Here is a 23,794-nt window from a genome sequence, read left to right on the forward strand (position 1 = left end):
CCTCGACTTCGTCGAGGCCGCGGCCGATGAGGCGAGAACCAAAACCTGCTCCCGGCAGGCAGAGGAACCCTGCGAGGGGTGCAGCTGAGTGATGCGCACTGCTGCTCACTTAGATGCAACGGTATTCGATACTTCTTGGACTGATCTTGTGTCTAGCAACTCACACTTGAGCCTGGTTTATAAAAACTTCCACTCAGGTGCAACGCATCCGACCGATTTCCTTGGATAAGTGTAAGGCTCGATTATAGGCACTTGCTAGAGGTGGTGAAGGATCTTTTCTTCACGTTCAAGGTTTCGTTTTAACTGGGCTTTCTTGCGCTTAGTACGTATCCCTCACCCACGACGTTTTCAAAGGCGATAGATGTGAAGCCGACGTCTTCAAGGTACCTCCTCCACGTCTCTACTGACACCGGTTTTTCCTGAACTCTCAGGGTGAAGCGGACGATGTTCTTTAGTATCCGCCACCAACCACCAGGACCGAGCTTCGCCAGTGTTTGGATCTTTGAATATATGATCTTTCGATCTTCGCTGGTAACTCCCCTGCCAAACATCATGTCGCCCACGACGATCCTTCCTCCGGGACGGAGCCAGTTGAACGTTTTCCGAATGACCTCTTGTTTCTGCTGGTCTGAAAGATGATGAAGTACGTAGTTGCTTATGGCTAAATCCAGTGATCCGGCGGGCAAGTTTAGTGCCTCGAGTGAACAGCACTTTGTCTCAATGTTGCTGATGCCAGCCGCAGCGGCTTTTTTCTCTAGGATCTGGAGCATGGTGGGTGCTATGTCAACTGCTAAAACCTTCTCGGCACTCTTGGCGAGAGGAATAGCCAGCTGACCCGAACCGCATCCAAGGTCTATAACCTGTGCAAAACTCTCTAGGTTAGAGATCTGTACCACCTTGTCTACTACCTTATCGAGACCAGGGTTGGGGGTATCTTCCCAACTCTGTGCTCTTTTGGTCCAGACGATCTCCTGAATCTTTGTTCCTAGTGAGTTGAGGTCTTTTTGCATCAGAAGTAGCCTAGACGCTTTGAAGTTATGAAGGTAATCTTCACTTCCCGCTCTTAGTCAACCGAAAAGTTAGGGTTCTGGGGTTAGGATTCCTACGTATGTTTGTTTGTGGCAAGATTATTAAATCCGCTCATCACCATAAGGATCGTCTTTGAAGAAAGCAAATCTCGTAGCGGTGGCTCTGCTTCTAGCGGTGCTCATTGGGGGTTCGTTTTTTTTGTTTAAAGGTTCGAACCAAGGCCACCCGACTGCACCCACAGCCACAGTAAGGACAACGACGGTTGCCTCTACCACTACAACGACTCAGCCGCCACAGGTTGCTATCACTGGCTCGGGCTATATCAACACGTCCGTTACAGAACCAGGTCGTCTGATGTGTCCTCCGGGATATGGCTGTAGCGAGAGGACCTATACTTTGCAAATTTATTACCCCTCTGCTGCTAGTTCGTCAGTTCCTGTCTCTGGGGCTCCTTTCCTAAAACCCTACTCCCAAAGTGGATATCCTCTGGTTGTATTTGGTATCGGTTTTGACACGATGCCGTCTCAGTACTATCCACTTATCAGTGCCTGGGTAAATGCTGGATATATCGTTGCGGCTCCCATCTTCCCGCTTACCTCCTCAGCTGGACTTCAACACTACGGAGTGAATTTGAACGACACTGCATTGGCCGACGAGTATGAGGATGATCTTGCAAATGAGCCAGGTGATATGGGGGCTGCTATCTCATACGTTGGGCAACTAGATAATTCAGCTGGATCCTTTCTTTACCATCACGTAGACATGTCTGAGGTGGCGGCGGCCGGACAAAGCGACGGGGCCGATGCAACATTGGCTCTCGTTTATAACAACTGTTGCGTGGACAACTCCGTGAAGGCAGCCCTTATACTCTCTGGAGCGGAGTACCCTGGGTTCGCCAACTCCTACTTCACGACCCCTGCGGTTCCGATGCTTGTGACCCAGGGAAGCGCCGATACCATAAATTTGCCCCAGGACTCCCAAACTATCTATTCAGCGGCGCCGACGCCTAAGTACTATCTAAATCTGCTAGATGCAACCCACCTTGAGCCATATACGGCCTACAATGCGTACGAGGAGGCTGTTGCGGGAGTAAGCGTGGACTTTTTGAACGCCTATCTAAAAGGTGATACCCAAGCTCTCTCCGCAATGACGTCTGCCGGTGATCAAGGCGGAGTAGCCCAGCTCATCTCAGCAGGGTAGGAGTCTACGAATATGGCGATCTCTAAGTGGTGGGTGACTCGAGATGTTGACAGAGGGAACAGTTACCGAGAGGGCGAAGTCACAGTAGCTGTGAAGGATCTCTATGACATCGAAGGAGAGGTAACCTGTGCGGGATCTAGGGTAGTTCAGAGCCGAGGTTTGCGGGCCACAAAAGACTCGACTGTAGTGTCGAACTTGCGAAGATCTGAAGCTGTTATCGTTGGAAGATCGATTACGACCGAGCTGGCCTTTGCTGCTCAGGGAGTCAATCCCTTCTTTGGGACTCCAACAAACCCAAGGTTCCAAGATATGATACCCGGAGGTTCTTCGTCAGGTTCGGCTGCGGCGGTTGCCTGCGGGGACGTGGTAATTGGTCTTGGTAGTGATACAGGGGGTTCGATACGCATTCCCGCAACCTGTTGCGGTATCTATGGATTGAAGACAACTCTGGGACGTGTAGACATGGAAGGTGTTTGGCCGCTTGCGGGGTCACTAGATACCTTGGGTCCCCTAGCGAGGTCGGTCTCAGATCTACATAAAGGACTCTCTTTGATGGAGGGTGTGGCGGCATCTAGCCTCGAAGGCGTTTCGCCATTCTCTAAGATTTTGAAGGTATCGACCTCTTCGTCGAAGCGAATAGAAGGCGTCGTGGATAAGACTTTAGAGTCCCAGCGTTTTGCAGTTTGCGAAAGCTACAGCTTCGTTCATCACACAATACTGAATGAGTTTGGAGCAGTTTTGATGGGGTATGAGGCGTATCAAAACAACAGGGCTGTCTTAGATGAGGCTCACAGGATGGATCCATGGGTTAGAAAGCGCCTTGAGTCTCAGGCTTCTATCTCAAGGCGCCAGTACGAGGAGGCTCTCGAAGTTCAAAGAGAGCTACAGGAACTCTACTCGTCTTTATTGGAGAGGTTGGATGCTGTGATGGTGCTTGCGACGATTCCTGTTTCGATTCCAAGGCGAAAAGAAGCGTACTCTGCGGCCCTCAACACTAACACCTTGCCGTTCAATGTTCTTGGGCTACCCGTATTATCCATTCCGGTTCCGTTGGAGTTTGCTACGGAGCTTACCGGACCCTACGGTAACTTCTTGAAATCCGGCGATAAGGGTCAAGGTTGCTCGGAGCTGACCGGTGAGATCCCTGTTTCCTTTCAGATAGTCGGCCCCAGGAACTCTGAAGAGCGGCTTTTGGCTACAGCCATGATGTTCGAAGAACTGTTTGCAACAAAGGCTATGTAATCCAAAGACCGATCAGCCCTCAGATGAGGTACATAGGTTACAGTATTTGAAAAAGTAAAGCTAGATATCGGTTGGCTGAGGGATATCGAGATTACAGGTGGTGTAAGGGGAGTTACGTCGAGTCGTTTAGTCTCTCTAAGACAACTGTTTTCACCTAACGAGCAGTCTTGCGATGGCCTCTCGCAGTTCGAGGCTGCGTTGCAAAGGGGGGACCGAAGGTTCTCTTATCTCAAGTAATGGTATCTCAAGTAATGGACAGACCACCGTCGACCGCTACTACCGTACCAGTGATGGAAGCTGCTCCTTCGGATGCGAGAAACATCACTGCATCGGCGATCTCGGCAGGTTCCAGGAGTCGTTCGGTTAGGTGCTGAGGTGAAAACTCCTCAACAGAGCTAAGCCCATAGATCCTGGCGGAGTGTTCAAGGATCTTAGTTCTAGTAGATCCTGGAGCCACAGCGTTCGCAGTAACGGACGTTCCTGTTAGCTCAAGGGCGAGTGACTTCACAAACCCCTCAACCCCATGCTTGGATGCAACGTAAGCGGCGAGCTGGGGCAGTGGTTTATGACCTGCTGCCGATGATATCGCTATAAACCGTTTTGTTGGAGAGGCGGATGTTATAAGTGCGGGGATCGTGGCTCTTGCCAGGTTCATTATGCCAAGGAGGTTGGTTTCGATGATCATTCGTTCTGTGTCGAGATTTAGTTCCCAGGACCTGTCAGATCCGTCGATTACTCCAGCGCACCCTACAACTACGGCAAGCTGGGCACCAGGAGTGTCGATCGATGTGTGGTTACAGAAACTGGTGACCGTATCGATGAGAGTGTGAGCGTCTCTTACGTCGACGGAGGAGATACTTAGACTCGAGGAACCAAAGCTGCCTTGCAGAGCAAGCAGATCCGACGGGGTTGAGCACTCATAAGGGAGGTCTATGTCTGTAAATCCATCGAGTGCTAGGACGCTGTAGGAAGCCTCTAGGAGGCGTCTAACGACGGCGAGTCCGACTCCCCGTGCTGCACCGGTAACAATCGCTGACCTAGGTGGTGTCACTCCAGCGCCCATCTAAAGGTACTTTCTAGCGAAGAAATCGATCAACGCTTCACTCATTATCCCAAGCAGCAGCGCCCCTTCCTCCTTCGAGGCTCCTGATGGATCTCCCATGACGCCGTTCTTTGACACAGCGTGCACACCTTGTTCGTAGAGGGACCGGACTCGGAGTTCATCTATGGGCATTGGACCGGCTTGGGCCCGATCAACTCGGACTCGCGATGCATCAAGCGCTAACATGATAGATGTCTCAGTTCGTCCTGCGTGTAGGTCCGGATCGAGGGCGCCCGCAGCCTGGGATCCGCCAACCATGAGCTTTTGCGTTCTCTCTACGATCGTCGCCCGGGTTGGAAACCAAACTCCAGTTCGTACACCTAGTGTCCTTAGGTCATTTACGACACGTTGAGCGATCGGGGCGTTGCCGCCGTGAGCAGTAACGAGGAGCGTTGACCGAAAGCTGGATGCGGACAGTACTATAGATCGAATTACCTCAGCTAGAGCCTCGTTGGAGAGGGAGAGGGTACCGTCAAAGTGACTGTGTTCTCCAGATGAGCCATAGTTGATTGTTGGTGCCAAAACCACTCTGTCTGGGTAGGCGAGAGACAAGGTGTGCACGAGGGCCTCGGTTATACGCGTATCGGTGTCCAAGGGAAGATGGGGACCGTGCTGTTCCGTGGATCCTAGTGGTATTACAAGTATCTTCGATCCGGCGTCGACCGAGACCTCCGTGGTGGTCATCTCTGTCAGTCGGCGCGTAACTGGGTTCATATCTCTACACCCCAAGCTCTTAGAAGTTCAACTATCTCCCTCGCAGCGTCACTAGGGTCCAAGGTCACGGTCTTAGAGGCTCTATGCGCACTCATACCCGAGCTCTCGATACCTTGCATCTTTGCTATTTTAGAGTAAAGGTCAGGGCTTGGGGGTGGTATTACACCTCTAGCTGGCGGCCTATATGGCTGGCGTGATCTTCGAGGTGGGGTAGTGGCTCTAAGTTTACCGCTAGCCTCGCTTACCCTCATGGGTGTTTGAATATGAACCGACTTCAGACCTTGAGCGACCTCACGTGCACCTTGTAAGGTAACGCGATGAGTTAGGAATTTGTTGGATCTAAATGAGCAGATCAGCTGAGAGGAAGATGACGTAGTGAATTCTTTAGTTCCTATAGTCCCATGTGCTGTGAGCAGCTGTTTTTGATCGAAGGCTACGGCGTCTATGCCAAAGACCGAGTCAAATTTGTCCAGGGTAGATGCGAGAAGTAACGGCACTAGCTGACTTTCTTCGTACCCATACTCACCCAAGAAGATGGCTGATGGCCTCTTTGACGCTGCTAGGGAAGCTATGGACTCTACAACCCCTATTGCGTCTGGTTGCTCCCTTAGAACTACTGTGGCCTCGTCAAAGCCCAGTGCTAAGAGAAACTCCAGATTGTTCCGCTCTGATTCGTCTCCAATGCAAAGCGCCGAGATCCGCACGTACTCCTTATGTTCCTTCTTTAGATCTAAGGCGGCGTCGATGGCGCCAATCTCCCCCGGGGCAAATCCTACGCGAACCTTCGGCGGGGGACCCATGGCGTCGGATTGGTACGACGGCGTGTTGGAGATGCACACCAAGACGTTGTGCTCTAGATCCTTATCCATAACTAAAGTTGACACCTTGTCCGCTTCGCGGATAGTTCCACTTAAGAGCTCCGTCGTGACTGCAAAGGATCAGGCACGTTCCGCACTCAAGACAGTGTTCATAGTTGAACCCTACCGTTCCGTCGTAGAGTTCTACGAAGAGCTGTGCCGGGCAGGCGGTTACGCATACCTTATCGGAGCAGTCTTTGCAGATGGAGCCATCTAGTACTATGTGAGCCTTTGAATCAACGAAGAAGGTGTTGTTTGCGATCCTTTCATCGATGCTCTCATGGATTAGGGATCGGTCTCGCCGGTTCGCTCCTTGGGGCTCATGGCTTCCTACCTGTGGTAGTGCTTTAGATCTCACCTGAAGCTCCATATCGCTTTAACTAGGGTGCGAATCAAAGGATTTGCTTCGAGACCCTTATCTCTAATGGCGTCTCGCATAACCTTTGCAACTCCTGTTTTTTCCTCTGGGTCGGTCACGGTAAAGAGTTCGTGTGCCAGTTCGTTTACCACCTTTGGTAGAACCTCCTGGACCTCCTTAGAAAGTACCACCTCCGGAGCAAACCGGAGACGTCTTAAATTTTTGCCAACGAAGCTCTCCGATACCTTGTTGCTGTAGGGAGAATAGATCTCTTCTTTGCCGCAGGACTTTACGTATCTCGCGCTATGTCCACCAGCGATAGATCCCATCTCAATAGCGTAGTTTATGCCCTCCAGCCAAAGACCCGCTGCCAGAGTAGAGGAGGCCACCTCTCCTGCTAAGAAGACGCCAGATCTAGACAACTCTCCGCGCTCTTTCCATCCTCCCTCTGGGATGAGGTGTGCGAGATACTCTGCTCTTTTGCCATCGGCTACGTATGGAGCGATGCTTGGGTGATGCTTGATTGCCTCAAGTGCCTCCTCTGGGCGGACTTTCATGGCTTTTAGGGACTCTAGAGTTACGATGGCACCGATAGAGACGGTGTCTTTGTTGGTGTAGAGGAATCCGCCGCCAACAAGTGGCTTGGTCCCACCGAGTATCTCGATGTCTACTCCATGGTCGTATCTAACGCCGAAGCGTTCATTGATGGTATCTTCCCCCAGATAGAGCACCTCTTTTACACCAAGGGTCATGTGTTTGTCTGATCTTTTGTGTCCCAAACCTATGGACTCAGACAAGAGCCCAAGAGCTCCTTCGGCAAGAACAAGTGACCTGCATACGATGCGGCTGGAGGAGTCCGCCACTCCCAAGGATATCTTTGCCTCGGGGCCGAACTCCTCTATTTGGATGTCGCTGATAGTGGTTGCGGTTAGAAGTTCTGCTCCTTCTTGCTGTGCCTTTAAGCTAAGCCAAGGATCAAAGCGCGACCGAAGAACGGTTGCTCCGTTGTAAGGAGGCTCCCCCCACGTCTCGTCATGAAAGCTGAAGGTTACCGAGGATCTCTCCTCCAGGATCATCGTATGTCGTTTGGTGACCCAGCGCTCATAAGGAACTTCGTCCCTCCATGACGGCACTAGGCGATCTAAGACCTTGAGATACATGACGCCGCCATAAACGTTCTTGGCGCCTGGGTATATCCCTCGTTCAATAAGGGCTACCGATACCCCTTCCTTGGCTGCGGCGATCGCTGCAGCTGAACCAGCAGGACCTGCTCCAACCACCGCAACGTCGTAATATAAATTCGTGTTACTACGTACCATCTAGATTTGACCGATCCGCACATTGTTGTTTCAAAAGAGCTGTGATTGCCAGAAGCGTCTCCTTGGCGCTAGAGCGTATGGGATAGGTGCAGGTTTGGAAGATCGGTGCGCTTGGGTCTGTATTTACAGCTATCGATCTTTCGGGCATCTGAACACCTCCTAAGTGCTGGATTGCGCCACTTACTCCAAAGGATACGTATATCTCTGGAGCGATCGACACTCCCGTTGTTCCAATCTGCCGCTGGTGATCCACCCAGCCTTTGTCTGTGACTACACGTGTTGCCCCCAAGGTCATCCCCAACTGTTCACAAACCTGCTCTGCCAGCTTTACTCCCTCTAGGTCTGAAACCCCTGCCCCCACCACCATGACCCTCTGGCTGACTTCAAGGCTGGTACTTTGGGCCGTGACTTTGGCATCTAAGTCCTTTGTCGTGAGGAAGATGGCGAATCCGCCTTCTTCTTCCTCGGTGTTTGTAAGGTCTATTAATTTGTAATCTAACGCAGGGATCTCGCTATTGCTTGCGCGATAGGCTCTCTGCCAGATCTGGATCTGTTTATCAGTTACGTCGTATACCTCTGAGACCTTACTGGATGAGCGTACACAGTAGACCTTGTCTCGGACTATCTCGGTAACCTGAGTAAGGACAGTCCAGTCCTTTAGTTTGCGAATGACTCTGCTTGCGAGAGCCATAGAGACCGAATCACCGTCAAGGGCAATGACTTGAATACCTTGACTTAGGACTATCTCGACCACTTGCGAGGTGAGTTCGTCAATCGGCATGTGATCTTCGACAAATATCCAGTAACCTTCTGAGCGATTGGATTTGATAGCTGTATCAGATCCTGACACGCTTGCATTTAAATGTTGGTTGCTCACTATGCAGAGGTAGGCTTCCGAGTCCGTATCGTCTAATAAGCGGAGGATAGAGGCGTTCGGGTCGAACGTTGGATCTAGGTAAAACAGTATTAGTAGTCTACGCAGAGGCATCGATGATATCCTGTAGTACTCGATACCCCTCGATGACGGCTTGGTGAATTCGTCTCGGAGCGACAACGTCTCCGACGAGAGCGATATTTCGCCTCGGAACCCCCTCTGCTGCAAGTTGAAAGCACAGCTCGTTACGGGTTGTCCGATGGTTTGCCAAAACCAACCAATCGAAGCTCTCTACTTTTTCTGCACCTGTAATGTGATCCAACATGTATATGTCGGTGCCCTGAACTTGGGTAATGATATGGTGTGGTAGCTGGGTTAGAGGCAACTCGCTTACTCTTAGATTCCATGTCTCGAGGTCTAAAGTTACCCCTAGATCCTGACCCACATACATATGCGGTGTCGCAACAGTTACCTCACATCCTCTCTGTGCTAGCATCTCAGATACCGAGGTGCCCTGGTGAAAGCCCAACTCATCGAAGACCAAGACTCTACCTGTGGGAGTGGCTGTTCCTTCAAGCACGTGGACGACGTCGGCTGTTCCTAACTCTCCTTTGGGTGGGTTTGCCTGGAACGTCTTTAGGTAGTACGGTAACTTTGGAGAAGACCCGGTTGCTAAGATCACGACGTCTGGCTTCATCTCGGTGATTGCCCTTGCGCTAAGGGATGTATTGGTCTCGCATAGAACATTCGAGGAGGAGAGCTCGTACTCCAGGTTTCGTACAAGCTCGGCCAGCTCGGCTCGAAAGGGTGCTCGTGCCGCCAAACTAACGAGTCCACCAAGAGAGTTTCTCTCTTCATATACCCGTACCGCGTAGTTCTCGTTAGACATGGTTAGAGCAGCACATAGACCAGCAGGACCTCCTCCGACTATAACGGCCTTATTTTTGCTCTTTCGAGTGGGCTTTGGTATCGCCTTTGGTGGCATCGGCGAGTATACCCCAGCCTGCCTCTCATATAAGGGTGCAACTTTAGGTTCGTTTAAGAACTCCTTTCCGGTTTCAGGATTTTCGATACAACCCAGCCAGCGATTTAGACCCATGCGTCCTACGCACTCCTGATTGCACGACAGACATGTTCGGACTCTTCGTTCTTGATCGAACAGAGACTTCGCTGCAAAGTAAGGATCCGCTATCTGTGCTCTTACTGCACCGATAAGGTCGGCCTGTCCCTCTCGCAAGATTTGTTCTGCCTGAGCGGGATCTTTGATCCTGCCTGATGCTATGACGGGCAAGGTGGTTTCCTGTCGGATCTGGGAGGGTATATACAGGTTGTATCCAGGGCGTATCGCCATGGATGCCTCTATTGCGTATAAAGATGCTGTTGCTACCCCGATAGAGGTGTTTATGTAGTTGACTAAAGAGGAGCTATCTAGTAATCTCACAAGGCTGAGAGTGTCTTGGATCTCGATGCCGTTTTCCAGCATCTCGTCACCACAGAGTCGCACGCCTATAACAAAGGGTTCTTCTATGTTATCTCGAATCCTTTGAACGATCTCGAAGAGCAGCTTAGACCGCCCAGTTATGTCCCCGCCAAAGTGGTCATCTCTGTGATTAGTTATGGGGCTAAGAAACTGACGCACTATCGAGGAGTGTGAGCATTGTAGCTCCACGCCGTCAAAACCGCTACGTTGAGCGAGAGTGGCGACCTCTGCGTAGGAGTCGACGATCTCGTCTATCTCTTTCTCTGAGACGGCGATAGGATTTTCGCGAAAAAGGGGATCAGGGATCTCAGAGGGTGCAAGGAGGCTGTACTGGGAGTAAGCTGAAGTGCCTTGGGACCCGTTATGGTTGATCTGTGCAAAAATCTTTGCCCCATAACTGTGGACCGCCCTTGTTATCTCCTTGAAGCCGCGCTCAGCCTCCATGTTGTAGGCGTGTATGAGCTTCTCATACGGCCAGTCTGAGGGGTGCACGGACAGTTCTTCCGTGATGATTAGCCCACATCCGCCCCGTGCACGAGCTTGGTAGTAGGCGAGGTGCTGTCTTGAGGGGAGTCCTGCTTTGGCAAAGTTAGTGAGGTGAGCTGAGAAGACCAGGCGATTTTTCAGACGAAGGTGGCCTAGATCGATCTCTGTGCCAAGCATGGGATACTTGATGCTCATCGATGCCTCTCTGTGAGATAGAGATCCAACTTGCGCGCGTCTGAGATCGCTTCGAAGATGCTGCGTGCAACCCTTGCATCTCCTATCGTTGCGATACAAAGGTGGTCGAAGTCATCGTTGTGTTTTGCTTGGCGTGCACCGATCTTGTGTACGTAGTCGGCCCGAATTCGCTCTTTAACTCTTGAAAAGAGCCGTTTTATGACCAACTCTTCAGGTGACTCTGAGAGGCTAATGGTTGAAAAGGTACGTAGCTCAACCCCTGCGAGCCTCGCTCTTCGGTTGGCATCTATCATGTCACCGGTCGGTGCCGTTCGTGAGGCGTAGAGGGGATCGGGAGTGACCAGGTAGGTCTTTGCTGCATGCAGTGCGATCTTCTCTGTCGAGGTAGTCGACTCCACGTTTCCCCTTGGGTCTATAACTACCACGACCTTTCCCTCGTAGCTAGATACGTCTTCGTAGATTTGCTCACTAGTGAGAAAGCGTTTAGCGGGTATGGGCTCGGTTATAGGTGCGGGGTCTGCGCCGTTTGCAAAGACGACAAGATCGTTGCTCTTTAGCTCATGCAGGTCCTCATTCGCTTTGATCTCTTTATTTAGATGGATAGTGATATTTTGAGTAGCCCTTAGGTTGTGTTCGTAGAACTGTAGAAGAAGACGGTATCTAGGGCCAATGGCGTGATCTCCGTAGAGAGCTATGAGTCCTCCAAGAATAGATCTCTTGTCGTATAGGTGAACCTTGTAACCCCTCCGTCCTAAAAGCATCGCACACTCCATGCCGGCGATACCGGCGCCGACTATGTGTACCACCTTTGATATAGGAACGCCTACTAGATTAGGGTATAGTCTTGGTTCAAGGTACGAGAGTGTATCTACCGAGATGTGTTTTGGATTGATCAGACAGTCAACTCTGATGTTCTGTGAGTCAATGGGGTTGCACCGCTGGTTGCAGCCAAGACAAGGGCGAATGGGTTGGGTGTTTGTTGGCTCTTGGGTCAGTTGAGAGACGAGTTCTTCGTCTGCTATGAGAGCGCGTGTCATCTCAACCAGGTCGCTCTCCCCGGCTGTAACGACCTCCTCTGCATCAGCGATGTCAAAGAAAGATCCCTGTGCCACTACACGAATCCGATCATGGACTCGCTTTTTAACCTCTCTGAGTAGTTCTCTACGGGTTGGATGGCCGTATCGAAAGTTAGCTCTATAAAGATGGCGAGTGAACATCCCACCTCGAGTTACCACCACATAGTCTGTGTAAGGCTCGATCTGTTCTATGTAGGCTAGGCCTAACTCTTCGTCGATGCCTCCCCATGGAGTAAGTTCATCCAAGCTGAGCCTGACACCTACTGTGGCTTTGGGGCTTATCTTTTTGATCCCTTCAAGTACTAATTTGAGAAAGAGCGCACGATCTGTGCCGAAGCGATCGTCCCGCAGGTTGTTTATCGGACTTAGGAACTGTCTGAGGAGTGACCTGTAGGAGGCATTGATCTCCACCGCCTCTACACCTGCGTCGAACGCATAGGTGCTGGCGGTACAGAAATGTGAAACTATAGACTCGATCTGACTCTCTGACAGCGTCTGGGGAAGCTCGTTGCTCTCTACGTCGGGCACCTCCGAGGCTCCGACCATGACCCTCTGGGAATACACCGAGGAGCCTTCGTTTCCTGAGTGACTTAGGCTTGCTACTACAAGACAGCCGCTCTCCTTGGCATACTTTGTGAGTCGACTCCACCCTTTAGCGAAGCTTTCAGCGAGAGGAGCGTACTCATAAGGCCAGTCATGATCTTCTACTGATGCGCTTTCGGTGACTAACACACCTACATTGCGATCGATGTAGCTCTTGTAGTAGTCAAATAGATCGTCGGTCAACCTTCGCCCGTGTGCAAGGTTAGTGCGGTGTGGCCCGAGGACCACTCGGTTTTTTGCGGTCAACTCCCCGAGCGTAACAGCCGAAAGTAGTTTATACGTTCTCTTTGGCATGGTTAGATTTGGGAGCTGACTGCTTTGGTCATTATCCTGGGGCGGATGTAGATGGGTCTTGACCTACTAAGGTCAGGCATCGGGAAAGCCTTGACCTCTGCCATAGAGGTTGCCTTATCAAAGACGCAGTTAGGATCGGGGTCGTCGAATCCTAAACCCCCGAAGAACTTAGCTGCCATGCATCCACCATGACAACTATTTAGAGCAGAGCACGTCGAGCACGTCCTTGGTTCTCTACTTTGCCTAAGGGTCTCAAAGGTCGGCGCAGTCTGCCAGATCTCTTTGAATGAGAGCTCTCGAACGTTTCCAGCGAGGAAGCTTTCGTGTATTACAAATGGACAGGCGTACACGTCACCTACGGGATCAATCAGGCAAACCACCCTCCCTGCGCCGCAGATGTTAAGACCCTCCAAAGCATCTCCGAGCGGATTTAGGTGGAAGAACGAGTCTCCTGTTAGTACCTCTGGATGTTCTCTCAACCATCGGTACAGGTACCTTTGATCCTCTCCATCTAAGTTAAGCTGCGACCAGATCAGAGAGGCTCGTCCTGAGGGGCGAAGTCGCGTGAGCCGCAACTGTGCACCTAAGGCGTTTGAGAGCTCATAGAGCTCATCTAGATGGCCGATTGATACCTTTGTGACGACAGAAGATATCTTGTAAGAGGTTGCGCCATGTCTTTGTAGTGACTCTAGGGCCTTGATGGCCGATTTGAAGCTACCGTCGCCTCGTATCGAGTCGTTTTGCTCCTCTCTCGGACCGTCCAAAGATACCTGCACGTCTAGGTATGCTTCAGAGGCGATCCACCTCGCCATCTCCTGGTCTATGCGTGTTCCGTTCGTTGAGAACTTGACTCCGATACCTTTATCTAGGGCGTAGCTTACGACCTCCTTGAAGTCCGAACGGACAGTAGGTTCTCCTCCGCCTATGTTGATGTAGAAGATATCCATCTCTTTGAACTGGTCGATCAACCCCTTGGCCTCTTCGGTGCTGAGTTCACGGGGATCCTTCCTGCCTGAAGAGCTTAGGCAGTGGGAACAAGCAAGATTGCAAGCGTAAGTCAACTCCCAAGTTAGACAGATTGGCGAGGAAAGACCCCTACTAAAGGCAGTGTGCTCATGTGTCACTTTGGCTGACCTCGATACAGATACCAGTTGCTACCAGTCTCTTTAGAGCAGCCTCTATAGATTCAGCGCTGAGACGATAACCCTTTGCATCCAGCTCCTCGGAGATTTGAGCTACGGTTTTAGCGTCGCTAAGACCTGCGACGATCTCCCCTACTGGCCTGGGTGCAATAGTTAGAAGTCTCCTGCTCTGGTGGTCGTAAGCAAGGGCACCAAAGCTTTCTAGACGGGCGGAGAGAGAGTCGGGCCTCCTGTAACGAATCTCTCCAGCCGCACACTTTGAGACCGTCAACTAGTAGACCCCGCACATACCGTCGATGGAGATGTCTACGATCTCTACCTCCAACAAAGGATCACCAGTACGGTCATCTTTGTGTTGGTCTTTAGTGTTTGGGGCTGCTTCTTGAGCGCTAGTTGTCGGTGAATCCAACCTTCTCTTTCTGTTCATAGTAAAACCATAGATCACTTGCTCAACAAATACATAGCATTGACCATCAAACGGTAGCTTTGCACTCCTGACTGCCTTTGATAAGGCGTTATGCTTTACTTTCCAGCGCACTTAGCGAGTCTGCGAGTGCCGAAGAGATCTCGTCTAGGTGTTCACGCTCGATAGTCAAAGGAGGAGAAAATGCCACAGCCGTTGAAAGTGTCCTAACGAATACGCCACGAGAGCGCATCTCATTTTGTAGAAGTCCTACACCCTGAGGATGCTTCTCGAGGTACTCCGACGACAACTCTACAGCTCCTAATAGCCCGACTCCTCCACGTATCTCAGATACGATCGAAAAAGGTTCAGCGCTTTTTAGAGATGCTAAGAGATCACCTTCGAGCTGTGCGCCTCTTTCAATCAGCCCCTCCCTCTCCAAAATCTTTATGTTTGCAACTCCGGCGGCGCAGCATGTGGGATGCCCTGCGTATGTCGGTCCGTGACGAAATACTGTGCCTGGGTTTTCCCAGAATGGAGCTGCCACCTTTGGTGAGACAACGACGCCACCTAGTGGTAGATAGCCGCTTGTCACACCCTTGGCGAAGGTAATGAGGTCAGGCTTTATTCCAAACCTCTCGGGCGAGAAGAAGGTTCCAATTCTTCCAAAGCCACAGATTACAGCGTCAACTATTAGCAATATGTCGTGACGCTTACATATCTGTGCGACAGCTTCCATGTACCCAGGCATTGGGGGATAGACGCCCCCGGCCCCGATCACTGGTTCCACGATGAACCCTGCGACGTTATCTGCTCCTAGCCGTACGACTGCAGCTTCCAGGGCTTCTGCATCATGGGTTGGAATCTCTTCGGTCTCGCGCACCATGGGTCCGAACCCAGCTGTGTTCGCCGGGATGCCTGCGAGAGAGGTGCCCAGTCCGTTGGTACCGTGGTAGGAGTGATGACGGTGAATTATGTAAGTCTTTTCTGGCTTGCCGATGGCGGAGAAGTATCTCCGAGCCAGCTTTGCTGCTGTTTCTACAGCCTCACCACCACCACCAACGAAAAATATCTTCGAACCAGGTTCGGGTGATCGTTCTGAAAGCATATGTGCCAGCGTCTCTGCGGGCTCATTGGAGAAGTCTCCAAAGGTCGAGTACACGGGAAGTTTCCTAGCCTGATCGTAGATCGCCTCTACGATCTCACTGCGACCATGTCCTACATTCATGTACCAAAGACTGGCCGTTGCATCGAGGTACCTCTTGCCGTCTTTGTCCCAGAGGTAGACGTCGTCACTTTTTTCGATTATGAAGGGGTTGGGTCCCACCTTGGCCATGTCGGAGAAGGGATGCCAAAACGCACTAGTCACTTTGATGACCTTTCAATTTAGAGTCTAAGTCCTTATGAATCCTAACAGAAAAGGTGTCGGGCATGCGACCAATGCAACGTTGCTCAGTCCCTGAGGATGCTTTTGAGGTCGGAACTGTGGAGACCTTTTAAAGCTGAGAATCATCTGTGATTATCTATACGTGTTGAACCATCGAAACCTTCAGTTGGTTTAAGCGGTAGTTGTCATACCTACAACTACGTAAAAAGGAGATAGGTAAATGTCAGAGTCAGTGGGAAAAGTTGTAGCCCGAAAGCGTATACGCCCGAAGGCCAAGAGATGGATGTTAGCGGCTGGTACGCTTGGTGTAACAGCTCTTGCTGGTGCGGCCCTTCCTCTCTCTAGCGCCTCTGCGCAGGTTATGTATCCATCTGGTCAGCTTGGTACTTTGCACGATAAGGTCGTAGCTAACACAAATAACCCTGTAAATGGGGACACCAACCCCTATGGGATGGCGATTGTCCCATTTAGCAGCGGAAACCTCGTCAAGGGAGACCTGCTAGTAGCGGAGTTCAACAACGCCGCCAATACCTCTGGAGCTGGAACTTCCATCGTTGAAATCAATCCGATGACCGGTAGCGTGACTCAGTTCGTCTCGGCGGCGACGCTTGGAAACGCAGACCTCACTGGGCCTGTGGATATAGCAATAAATCCCTCCAACGACATCGTATGGGTGGCGACTTTCGGAAGTGCAGCTGATGGATCAAACAGCAGTTACCTGATCATAAACTCTTCCGGCAAGCTCCTAGATGCCGAGACAAACGCATCTGTTGCGGGTAACCCTTCGCTAATGGGCTTTTCCAATCCATTTGCAGGTGTTTGGGGTGGAGCCGTAGGTATCGACTACCATACCAAGACGACCTCATTTTACTGGACAAATATCGCTGGAACCTACTCTGCGGCAGGAGCCGGTGAGATCTGGAGAACGGATCCCAAGGGACCTAATGTGAACACTAACTCGACCTTTACGCCTCTCGTTGTTGGTCTTCCAGCCAACGCAATGGCACTGACAGGACCAAAGGGACTGGCATACGACGAGCGAACGGGGACGCTGTTTTTCACTGAGTCTCAAACCAACGCAGTCTATGCCATCAAAAATGCTGCGACGGTGATGGGACCGGTAACGCCACAGCTTGTGTACCAGGGTGGACCTCTCAGTACTCCCCAGGACATCGCCATCGATCCCCGCACAGGACACCTCTACGTTGTAAATGGAAATGCAGGGATGGGGACGGCTAACGCGATTGTGGAGCTCACCCAGTCTGGTCAGCTGGTCGGAGTGAGAGATCTTGCTCCAATGGAGGCGCCCGGAGCCCTCTTTGGCGTTGCGATCTCTAACAAGACCTTCGGTGGCCTACCGATCATCTACTACGACAACGCAGACGAGTCGACTCTCCATGTCCTCATGAAATAGCTCCTTGGTGATCAGTACAGCGTCACCTAGTTGACTTGCCCGTCGTCACCCGCAGGGGCTCCCGAGCTAGCGGGTGAGGCGGGCAAGCACCCTTTATCTATTTGTTTGGGTGTTGATCTCTGTCAAGTGGACCTAGGTGAGCCCTTCGGCTAACTCTTTAGATCATGAAGATTTAGTAAGGATACGGTTATGTATGGAAGATTGAGGAAACTATCTCGGCGAAGAGGGAGCGCGTGGTAATGCTCTCGCGTATGGTTGTAGATGTGAACGACGATGTGATCTCTTTCAACGAGTTGGAAAGATGTCATCGAGCCAGTGTGCAGAGCTTTGTGCTCAAGCGTACAGGTAACCTGCACCTCTCTGAAGAGATAGCGCAAGAGACGTTCGTGCGGGCGTGGAACTCACGTTTGGTACTTCTGAAGCACGATAACCCACGCGCTTGGTTATTCACCGTCGCTAGGAATCTGATCACAGATCATTACAGGAAAAGTGCAAGGGTGGTAGCTAAAGAGTCGAAGCTCCGACTTTTAGCATCGGAAACTAGCAGTGAGGAGAGGTCAAGCTATGAGGATTCGGAGATTCTCCAGGAGATGCTTAAAGTGCTGAGCAAAGAACACCGAGATGTACTTGAGTGTTGTGTGATTCAAGGTTTCAGTACAAAAGAGGCTGCGGATATCTTAAAGGTGCCTAGTGGTACAGTAAAGTCAAGACTGTTCTATGCCCTAAAGGAGCTCCGGCAGCACCTTGTCACTAAGGAGTCAATAGATGAGCGTGCATAAGCCGTGTGAATTTAGTTTTGAGCTTGCACCTTACATACTCGGGGAACTCGATGTTGAAGAAGCATCTCTTATGCAGCGACACATTGAAGGTTGCGATATATGTGTGGAAGATCTTCAAGAGCTGTGTGAGGCGGTTGCCTTTATAGAAGATAGCTCGTTATCGGGGACGATTAGTGAGGTTTCACCACGACTAGGATTGACCAGGACAGATGCAGCGATAGAACCTCTTCCCAATCTTTACAAAGCCTCACCCATATATAGGTCTGGACTATCTAGGCTTGTTACAGCTATAGTCGCAGTAGCTGCTGTGGTGGTTGGATTCATAGGTGGATCTCTATATTCACATCCCAACTCAAAAAGCGTGGTTCTCTTGAGGGACACGAAAAACGTCGGGTATTCGACATTGACGCTGCAGCACATGAGCTGGGGAACCGAGATGACGTTCACATTACACAAACTTCCGAAGGTTCCCGAGATTGGGGCTTGGGTGAAACTAGCCAGTGGTTCAAAGACAACACTATGTTGGTGGCCCTTGAATGCCGATCAAAGAAGCGGGGTGTTTGTCACCTCGACACCACTTAGCTACGCCGAAATTAAGGCGGTAGGGATAACGACTAGGAGTAGTCGAGCACTTTGGTGGTACCCCGTAAAAGACCTCTAAGCAATACCTAGGGGCCGATAGATAAGGTCTTGCCAAGTGAGCTAACTCTATCTGTATCATCTTTCAAGGTTCTACCCAGAAAGTCACGTTATGGTGACACTATCGTTGAACTTGAGAATTTAGTGGGCTGGGAGTGTCGTTGAGTATTACTGCGTTCTCCGCCGCTTCGAACAGACGAAGTAGCGGCAGGTCTAAAAGGGCGTCTCTTCGCAGTAAAAAGCCGTCGGTCGTTGGCTTCAACTTGGTCTTGATCCTTATTGGGGTCGGCTTTGGTGTATTTCTCGGACTTCCCTTGGTCGATGGCACTCTTACTGAACTCAAGGGTAGGGGCGGCGCAGCGATATTTGTGGGATCGGTGACTGGCTTGCTCGGGACTTACCTAGCCCTTGTTATGGTTGTTCTAGCTAGTAGAGTTCCACCTCTAGAGAGGATGCTGGGGCAAGTCGGCGTTATTCGCTGGCATAGGTCACTTGCCCCTTGGCCGATACTGTTACTCGTTTCCCATGCAGTGTTTCTTACGGTGGGGTACGCTGAGGCTGCGCGCTCAGGAGTTCTTTCCTACATAGGTAGGATGTTCAACGTCTTTCCGCACCTTGTTACCGCTACTGTAGCACTTGCCATAATGGTGTTAATCGGCCTTATCTCAATCAAACCCATTAGGAACAGTATTCCCAGGGAGTATTGGTGGCTTGTGCACCTGCTTATGTACGTTGCGCTGATACTAGCCTTTGCCCACGAAGTAGTCCTTGGTCCTTCTTTTGTTGGGCATCGTTTCGCCCAGATATCGTGGACGTTGTCGTGGTTGGTAGCTGCCGGCCTAATCGTCGTCTACAGGTTTGCCATCCCCCTCTACAGATCAATGAAACATGGTCTCAAGGTCGCTGAGGTGGTGCCGCTATCGGGTGACGTCGTGTCCATTGTGATGGAGGGGAAGGAGCTCGATAAGTTGAGGTTCTTGGGCGGGCAGTTTATGGAGTGGAGGTTCCTGACTAAAGGCAGATGGTGGCAGGCACACCCATTTACTGTGTCTGCCAGACCAAGCCCACCATATCTGCGTATTACTGTTAAGGCAGTCGGTGACTTCTCTCAGGGACTGCGGGATCTAAAGCCAGGTACTAAGGTCTTTTTTGAAGGGCCCTATGGAGCCTTTACAACATACGCAACTACGGAAGGAAAAAAGATTGCTTTGTTTGCTGGAGGAGTAGGAGTCACTGCTGCTCGGGCTCTTGTTGAGGATCTGCCAGCAAAATCTGCTCCTGTAGTTGTCTACAGAGCTTCGACCTCTGATGATCTCGTCCTTCTCGAAGAACTCGAAGAACTGGTCAAGTACAAAAAGGGTTACTTACATACAGTTGTTGGATCTCGGGGAGAGGTCAAGATGGAAGATCTCGTACGCTTAGTCGATGATCTTGCCGATAGGGAAGTTTTCATCAGTGGATCTGATAGCTTCGTGGATGCACTGCAGCTGGCTTTATTACGCGCCGGCGTTCCTTTCAAGTCGTTGCATGAGGAAGCGTACTCGCTTTAGCTGGAGGTTTCTTTGAAGAGGGTATTTACAGTGATCGTTGCAGCTGTCGGAGGGTTTTTTGGTGTGACGCTGTTGCACGGTCCGAACTCAGCAGCAGTAACAACGTCAAGTAGATCTACCAAGCAAGCCAAAAGTGCTGCTTCGTCTTCTAAAGCTAACCCTGCCAAGAAAAGAACAGGTTCTTCGGTAGCCTCGGTCACTCCTGTGAGCGGCTCGGCGGTTGGGAAGGCGGTCAACTACGGCTACGGACAGATCGCAGTGAGGGTTACCGTCGCCAACAATAAGATAGTAGACGTCGCAGTGAGTTCTGTTAGTACCTTAGATGCATACTCACAACAGCTTGAACAGCAGGTCGTTCCTACGTTGCGATCGGAGGTTCTCAAGGCAAACGGTACTCATATCCTGCTCATCACCGGAGCAACCTACACCTCCGAGGCTTACGCTATGTCACTGCAGGACGCACTGAATCAGTTGCACTTCCCCTAGACAAGCGATACATTCCTAGATGTTTATTCGTAATGTCTTAGCCATGGGTACGGTATTCAATTTTTTTCTCGACTCCAAGGGTAAATCCACATCGCACTTCGAGGATCTAGTGGAGCGGTGTGCTGATCTTTTGGGACGTCTCGAACAGCGCTTTAGTCCGTGGATAGAGGATTCAGAGGTCTCTAGATTCCGGCGCGATGAGGTGGAAGAACCTTCGGAGCTGTTCGACGAGGTGATGCTTCTGTGCTACAGGGCACTTGAGGTAACTGGGGGGTACTTCGACTGTTGGACTTCGGAGTCTGGTTACGATCCGACAGGGCTTGTAAAGGGTTGGGCGATCGAGAAGGCGCTGTCGTTGCTAGCCTCAGCCGGGGTAGAAGCTGGCGGTATAAACGGGGGAGGTGATATAGCGCTTCTCCCCGGGTGGCGACAGATGGTAGGCGTCCAGCATCCTAACAGAAGCGACGCCATCTGCGGGGTGGTGGAAGTGGAGTCCGCCGTGGCTACTTCAGGAGTATATCAACGAGGTAACCATCTCTACAATCCCTTTGGGGGTGATGTAGTTGCGCTGTCTGCCACCGTTGTGGGAGCGGAGCTCTGGCTGTGTGATGCGTTCGCCACAGCGCTTTGTGTTGGGGGAGATGATGTTTTATTTCTTCTAGAAAGGTATCCAGGGTACGAAGGTTTCTTTATAGATCGTGATGAAAAGCTCTATAAAACATCCGGTCTTGACCTAAAGCCTGGCCCGTAGCGCTCGCCTGCCGACCTAAAGGTCCCGGAGGGCGAGGTAGAGATCGACGGTATCGTTTAGATCTTTCAATGAGATGCCAAGGTCGGTCTCGGCTTTTTGAACACGGTATCTTAGGGAGTTGGGGTGTATCCCTAGGTCTTTGGATGCAAGGTTGATGTCTAGGTTGTGTCGAAGCAGGGCCTTTAGTGTGCTGAGTAGAGCCGGTTGGTCTAGTATGGGAGTGATCCATTGGCGCCGTTTACTACGTATCTCGTTGGCTGGCACATAGGACTCTATGAAGTCAGCCAGGGATAGGTCATCGAAGAACCTGACACGATGGCTAAAGTTTGATCGATGGCGAGCCTGGCCAGAGTCGTCAAGCCGCGAGGTACAGTAGATAGCCTCCCTTAGCATTGCGGGAAGGTTTCGTAGCCCTGTCCCGTAGCTAGATACACCTATTCGATAGTTTCCTAACGCGTCAAACGATCTGACCAGCTCTTCAACCTCGGTTCGCTCAACCTGTACATATATTGCGATTCCACTATGAAAGATATCGATCAGATATGGACAAGATAGATAGGAAGACAACTCACCTGTGGCAGCAGTAAGTGTGCTAGGTGTAACTGAATGGGATGTGGAAGGGTTGGAGAACTCTAAGTACAATACGCATCCGCCGTTGCTAGGTTCAAGACCCAAGGAGAAGAGTCCTTCTAGAACTTGCCGTCTCATCGTTGGGTCGCTTGGTTGGTCTTTTGAAAGGTAGGTATGTTGTGAGGCATTGCCCATGACGATCTCACGCATTACGGTTCGTCTCTTGGCGTCGAGAGCGTTAGCGAGATCTGCTTTTTGCTGCAGAGTCGCAGCGACCAGGTGGGCAGTGGAACGAAGTAGAGGTAGCCTGAGGTGCGCAGAGGTAGTCGCTTGGTCCGTGTCAGTGGTCACCAACCATCCCAATATGCCTTGACGAGTTCCAACTGAGATGGCCGTTCCGGTTATAGCCTCAGCGCGAAAGTCTACAACGGCTGACACGTAGTCTGCTGCTGACGGCTCGTATGTTCCTCGTTCGGTTGATGACTCTTTGTCTGAAGAGTTTGACGCCTTTGCTCTATAGGATCTGCCTCTAGCGTTGTTGCGGTCCTGTCGATGGATGGCGTCTGTGTCTTGAAGGTGCGGCATCTCTTGCCCGAGTTGCTCTCTGACAGCGTTACTTATTGTCTTATGTCGCCCCTCCTCTTGGTGTCTAAAGTCAGAGGCCAACACCTGATAGTTGGATCCCAGTATCAGAACCTCGACTCCCAGCAGTTGAGACATACGGTTGCAGATAGCGTCGAGCGGTGACGGTTCGGACAGCGATGAGAGCAGATAGTCCTGCATTGATACGAACCTAAGCAAGGTATTGAGGTGGGGACTAGCCAAAGATTGATTGACGAAGGCGATCACCTCGGCAAAGCCAGTGGTGTAAGGAACGCTGAAGACTGGAAATGACTGTGCAGCAGCTTCTTCCAAAAGAGCCTTTGGTATCGCCGAGAAGTTCACGCCTAGGCCGAAGCCCAATGCAGTTATTCCGATCTCCTTTAGCTCAAGGATTAGGTCCCTTTGAGCCTGCGGACGAGACCTAAGGCGAAGTCCCGTTGTAAGGGCGATCCAATTGCTCGATATCCATCTCGACGGATTGGCGACCTCTATAGCGTGAGCGCCACTTACAGGTCGCTTCAGATCTTCATTAGTGCCTACGACTAGCCTAAGTCCAAGGTACGTTTGACTAAGCACATCACCAAGTGTGATCTTAGATGGAGTGTCATCTTGTTGCATCGTGCTCTATAACCTGTGGCTTTGAATCTCCGGGGTCTGTTGTGCTAACAAACATATTTTCCTTTGTGCTTTGTGCAAGCTCACTCTAGCAGGCGAAGGCTGTGCACAAAAACTATCCCAGAATTTTCGTCAAAAACGGCCGCTTAACCCACACCCCCCAACTAGTTTTATAACTCCCATTTAGTTGGGTGGTACCTCTTAGCAATGTACCAAGTAGCTCCTTGAAAACGGAATAGGGACAGACATGTAAGTGCGGGACCCGTACTTAGACAACTCGGTGTCTTGTCAATACATCTAGGTAACTTAGATCTAGGTAACTTAGATCTAGGTAACTTAGATCTGCATCTAATTTTGCATCTAAGTCCACTATCTAGATGTGTTCCATCTACACCAAAGACGTCTAAGTGCACTTTGGGTTCTATATAAGTCAACTAAAGCACAGAACACGGACAACAAACAATTTCATGTTCGAAGACTGTGCCAGCATCACCTCTTGGTCAGCTAATAGCCATAGACCAATGAGGCACAGACGATGCATCTAAGTCTTTTCAGATAGAGAGATCTATCTGAGTAAGATCTTCGATGGAGAGTTTGATCCTGGCTCAGGACGAACGCTGGCGGCG

22 protein-coding genes are annotated in these 23,794 nt (G+C 51.0%); 8 read left to right on the plus strand and 14 right to left on the minus strand.

What is annotated here, in order from left to right:
* Nucleotides 1-299: 299 nt before the first annotated feature.
* The gene (locus tag BUA24_RS08270) at nucleotides 300-1,010 is read right to left on the minus strand and encodes a class I SAM-dependent methyltransferase (RefSeq protein ID WP_072791231.1); all 711 of its coding nucleotides are present in this window, start codon (nucleotides 1,008-1,010) and stop codon (nucleotides 300-302) included.
* 151 nt (nucleotides 1,011-1,161) lie between these two features.
* Between BUA24_RS08270 and BUA24_RS08275 the strand changes: the two genes are divergently transcribed.
* Nucleotides 1,162-2,229: an alpha/beta hydrolase family protein gene (locus BUA24_RS08275; RefSeq protein WP_072791234.1), complete on the plus strand. Its 1,068-nt coding sequence runs from the start codon at nucleotides 1,162-1,164 to the stop codon at nucleotides 2,227-2,229.
* A 12-nt stretch (nucleotides 2,230-2,241) separates the two neighbouring features.
* Entirely contained in the window at nucleotides 2,242-3,471 is a 1,230-nt protein-coding gene (locus BUA24_RS08280; RefSeq protein WP_072791236.1) for an amidase, read from the plus strand.
* A 244-nt stretch (nucleotides 3,472-3,715) separates the two neighbouring features.
* On the opposite strand, the gene BUA24_RS08285 is transcribed toward BUA24_RS08280, so the two are convergent.
* From BUA24_RS08285 to BUA24_RS08335, 12 genes are all read right to left on the minus strand, one after another.
* Nucleotides 3,716-4,534 carry a mycofactocin-coupled SDR family oxidoreductase gene (locus BUA24_RS08285; protein ID WP_072791239.1) on the minus strand — a complete coding sequence of 273 codons (819 nt, stop codon included), beginning with the start codon at nucleotides 4,532-4,534 and terminating at the stop codon, nucleotides 3,716-3,718.
* Complete coding sequence (gene mftE / locus BUA24_RS08290; RefSeq protein ID WP_218587446.1) at nucleotides 4,535-5,287, minus strand: mycofactocin biosynthesis peptidyl-dipeptidase MftE; 753 nt, start codon at nucleotides 5,285-5,287, stop codon at nucleotides 4,535-4,537.
* The gene (locus BUA24_RS08295) at nucleotides 5,284-6,156 is read right to left on the minus strand and encodes an adenine nucleotide alpha hydrolase family protein (protein ID WP_072791242.1); all 873 of its coding nucleotides are present in this window, start codon (nucleotides 6,154-6,156) and stop codon (nucleotides 5,284-5,286) included. Before BUA24_RS08295 ends, mftE begins: the two co-directional genes overlap by 4 nt.
* Nucleotides 6,149-6,502, minus strand: a complete 354-nt coding sequence (locus BUA24_RS08300; protein WP_218587447.1) for a ferredoxin family protein — start codon at nucleotides 6,500-6,502, stop codon at nucleotides 6,149-6,151. Before BUA24_RS08300 ends, BUA24_RS08295 begins: the two co-directional genes overlap by 8 nt.
* Nucleotides 6,499-7,821 (minus strand): FAD-dependent oxidoreductase, encoded by a 1,323-nt coding sequence (locus tag BUA24_RS08305; protein WP_072791244.1) that lies wholly within the window; start codon nucleotides 7,819-7,821, stop codon nucleotides 6,499-6,501. The genes BUA24_RS08300 and BUA24_RS08305 overlap by 4 nt, the downstream gene beginning before the upstream one ends.
* Nucleotides 7,811-8,809, minus strand: coding sequence for an electron transfer flavoprotein subunit alpha/FixB family protein (locus tag BUA24_RS08310; protein ID WP_072791247.1), 999 nt, complete (start codon nucleotides 8,807-8,809; stop codon nucleotides 7,811-7,813). The genes BUA24_RS08305 and BUA24_RS08310 overlap by 11 nt, the downstream gene beginning before the upstream one ends.
* Complete coding sequence (locus BUA24_RS08315) at nucleotides 8,796-10,856, minus strand: oxidoreductase (protein WP_072791249.1); 2,061 nt, start codon at nucleotides 10,854-10,856, stop codon at nucleotides 8,796-8,798. The genes BUA24_RS08310 and BUA24_RS08315 overlap by 14 nt, the downstream gene beginning before the upstream one ends.
* The gene (locus BUA24_RS08320) at nucleotides 10,853-12,829 is read right to left on the minus strand and encodes an oxidoreductase (protein WP_072791252.1); all 1,977 of its coding nucleotides are present in this window, start codon (nucleotides 12,827-12,829) and stop codon (nucleotides 10,853-10,855) included. The genes BUA24_RS08315 and BUA24_RS08320 overlap by 4 nt, the downstream gene beginning before the upstream one ends.
* A 2-nt stretch (nucleotides 12,830-12,831) precedes the next feature.
* The gene (gene mftC / locus BUA24_RS08325) at nucleotides 12,832-13,953 is read right to left on the minus strand and encodes a mycofactocin radical SAM maturase (RefSeq protein WP_072791254.1); all 1,122 of its coding nucleotides are present in this window, start codon (nucleotides 13,951-13,953) and stop codon (nucleotides 12,832-12,834) included.
* Nucleotides 13,943-14,242 (minus strand): mycofactocin biosynthesis chaperone MftB, encoded by a 300-nt coding sequence (gene mftB, locus BUA24_RS08330; RefSeq protein ID WP_072791256.1) that lies wholly within the window; start codon nucleotides 14,240-14,242, stop codon nucleotides 13,943-13,945. The genes mftC and mftB overlap by 11 nt, the downstream gene beginning before the upstream one ends.
* Nucleotides 14,243-14,398, minus strand: a complete 156-nt coding sequence (locus BUA24_RS12530; RefSeq protein WP_178138763.1) for an electron carrier mycofactocin — start codon at nucleotides 14,396-14,398, stop codon at nucleotides 14,243-14,245. It abuts the gene before it with no gap.
* Nucleotides 14,399-14,486: 88 nt separating this feature from the next.
* Nucleotides 14,487-15,743: an aminotransferase family protein gene (locus tag BUA24_RS08335; RefSeq protein ID WP_245790383.1), complete on the minus strand. Its 1,257-nt coding sequence runs from the start codon at nucleotides 15,741-15,743 to the stop codon at nucleotides 14,487-14,489.
* Between the two features lie 238 nt (nucleotides 15,744-15,981).
* Between BUA24_RS08335 and BUA24_RS08340 the strand changes: the two genes are divergently transcribed.
* The 6 genes from BUA24_RS08340 to BUA24_RS08365 all read left to right on the plus strand — a co-directional run bounded on the left by BUA24_RS08340 (nucleotide 15,982) and on the right by BUA24_RS08365 (nucleotide 21,380).
* Nucleotides 15,982-17,175, plus strand: coding sequence for an NHL repeat-containing protein (locus tag BUA24_RS08340; protein ID WP_072791260.1), 1,194 nt, complete (start codon nucleotides 15,982-15,984; stop codon nucleotides 17,173-17,175).
* Nucleotides 17,176-17,414: 239 nt separating this feature from the next.
* Nucleotides 17,415-17,954, plus strand: coding sequence for an RNA polymerase sigma factor (locus tag BUA24_RS08345; RefSeq protein ID WP_143146471.1), 540 nt, complete (start codon nucleotides 17,415-17,417; stop codon nucleotides 17,952-17,954).
* A complete protein-coding gene (locus BUA24_RS08350) occupies nucleotides 17,941-18,615 on the plus strand; it encodes an anti-sigma factor family protein (RefSeq protein ID WP_072791264.1) in 675 nt (224 codons plus the stop codon). Before BUA24_RS08345 ends, BUA24_RS08350 begins: the two co-directional genes overlap by 14 nt.
* A 139-nt stretch (nucleotides 18,616-18,754) precedes the next feature.
* On the plus strand, nucleotides 18,755-20,143 hold the full coding sequence (locus BUA24_RS08355; protein WP_072791266.1) for a ferredoxin reductase family protein: 1,389 nt from the start codon (nucleotides 18,755-18,757) through the stop codon (nucleotides 20,141-20,143).
* Nucleotides 20,144-20,155: 12 nt separating this feature from the next.
* On the plus strand, nucleotides 20,156-20,629 hold the full coding sequence (locus tag BUA24_RS08360; protein WP_178138764.1) for an FMN-binding protein: 474 nt from the start codon (nucleotides 20,156-20,158) through the stop codon (nucleotides 20,627-20,629).
* A 19-nt stretch (nucleotides 20,630-20,648) separates the two neighbouring features.
* Nucleotides 20,649-21,380: an FAD:protein FMN transferase gene (locus BUA24_RS08365; protein WP_072791270.1), complete on the plus strand. Its 732-nt coding sequence runs from the start codon at nucleotides 20,649-20,651 to the stop codon at nucleotides 21,378-21,380.
* A gap of 15 nt (nucleotides 21,381-21,395) precedes the next feature.
* On the opposite strand, the gene BUA24_RS08370 is transcribed toward BUA24_RS08365, so the two are convergent.
* On the minus strand, nucleotides 21,396-23,171 hold the full coding sequence (locus tag BUA24_RS08370) for a PucR family transcriptional regulator (protein WP_072791272.1): 1,776 nt from the start codon (nucleotides 23,169-23,171) through the stop codon (nucleotides 21,396-21,398).
* Nucleotides 23,172-23,794: the final 623 nt, after the last annotated feature.

Origin of the sequence: Ferrithrix thermotolerans DSM 19514, assembly GCF_900128965.1 — a bacterium.
Classification (GTDB): domain Bacteria; phylum Actinomycetota; class Acidimicrobiia; order Acidimicrobiales; family Acidimicrobiaceae; genus Ferrithrix; species Ferrithrix thermotolerans.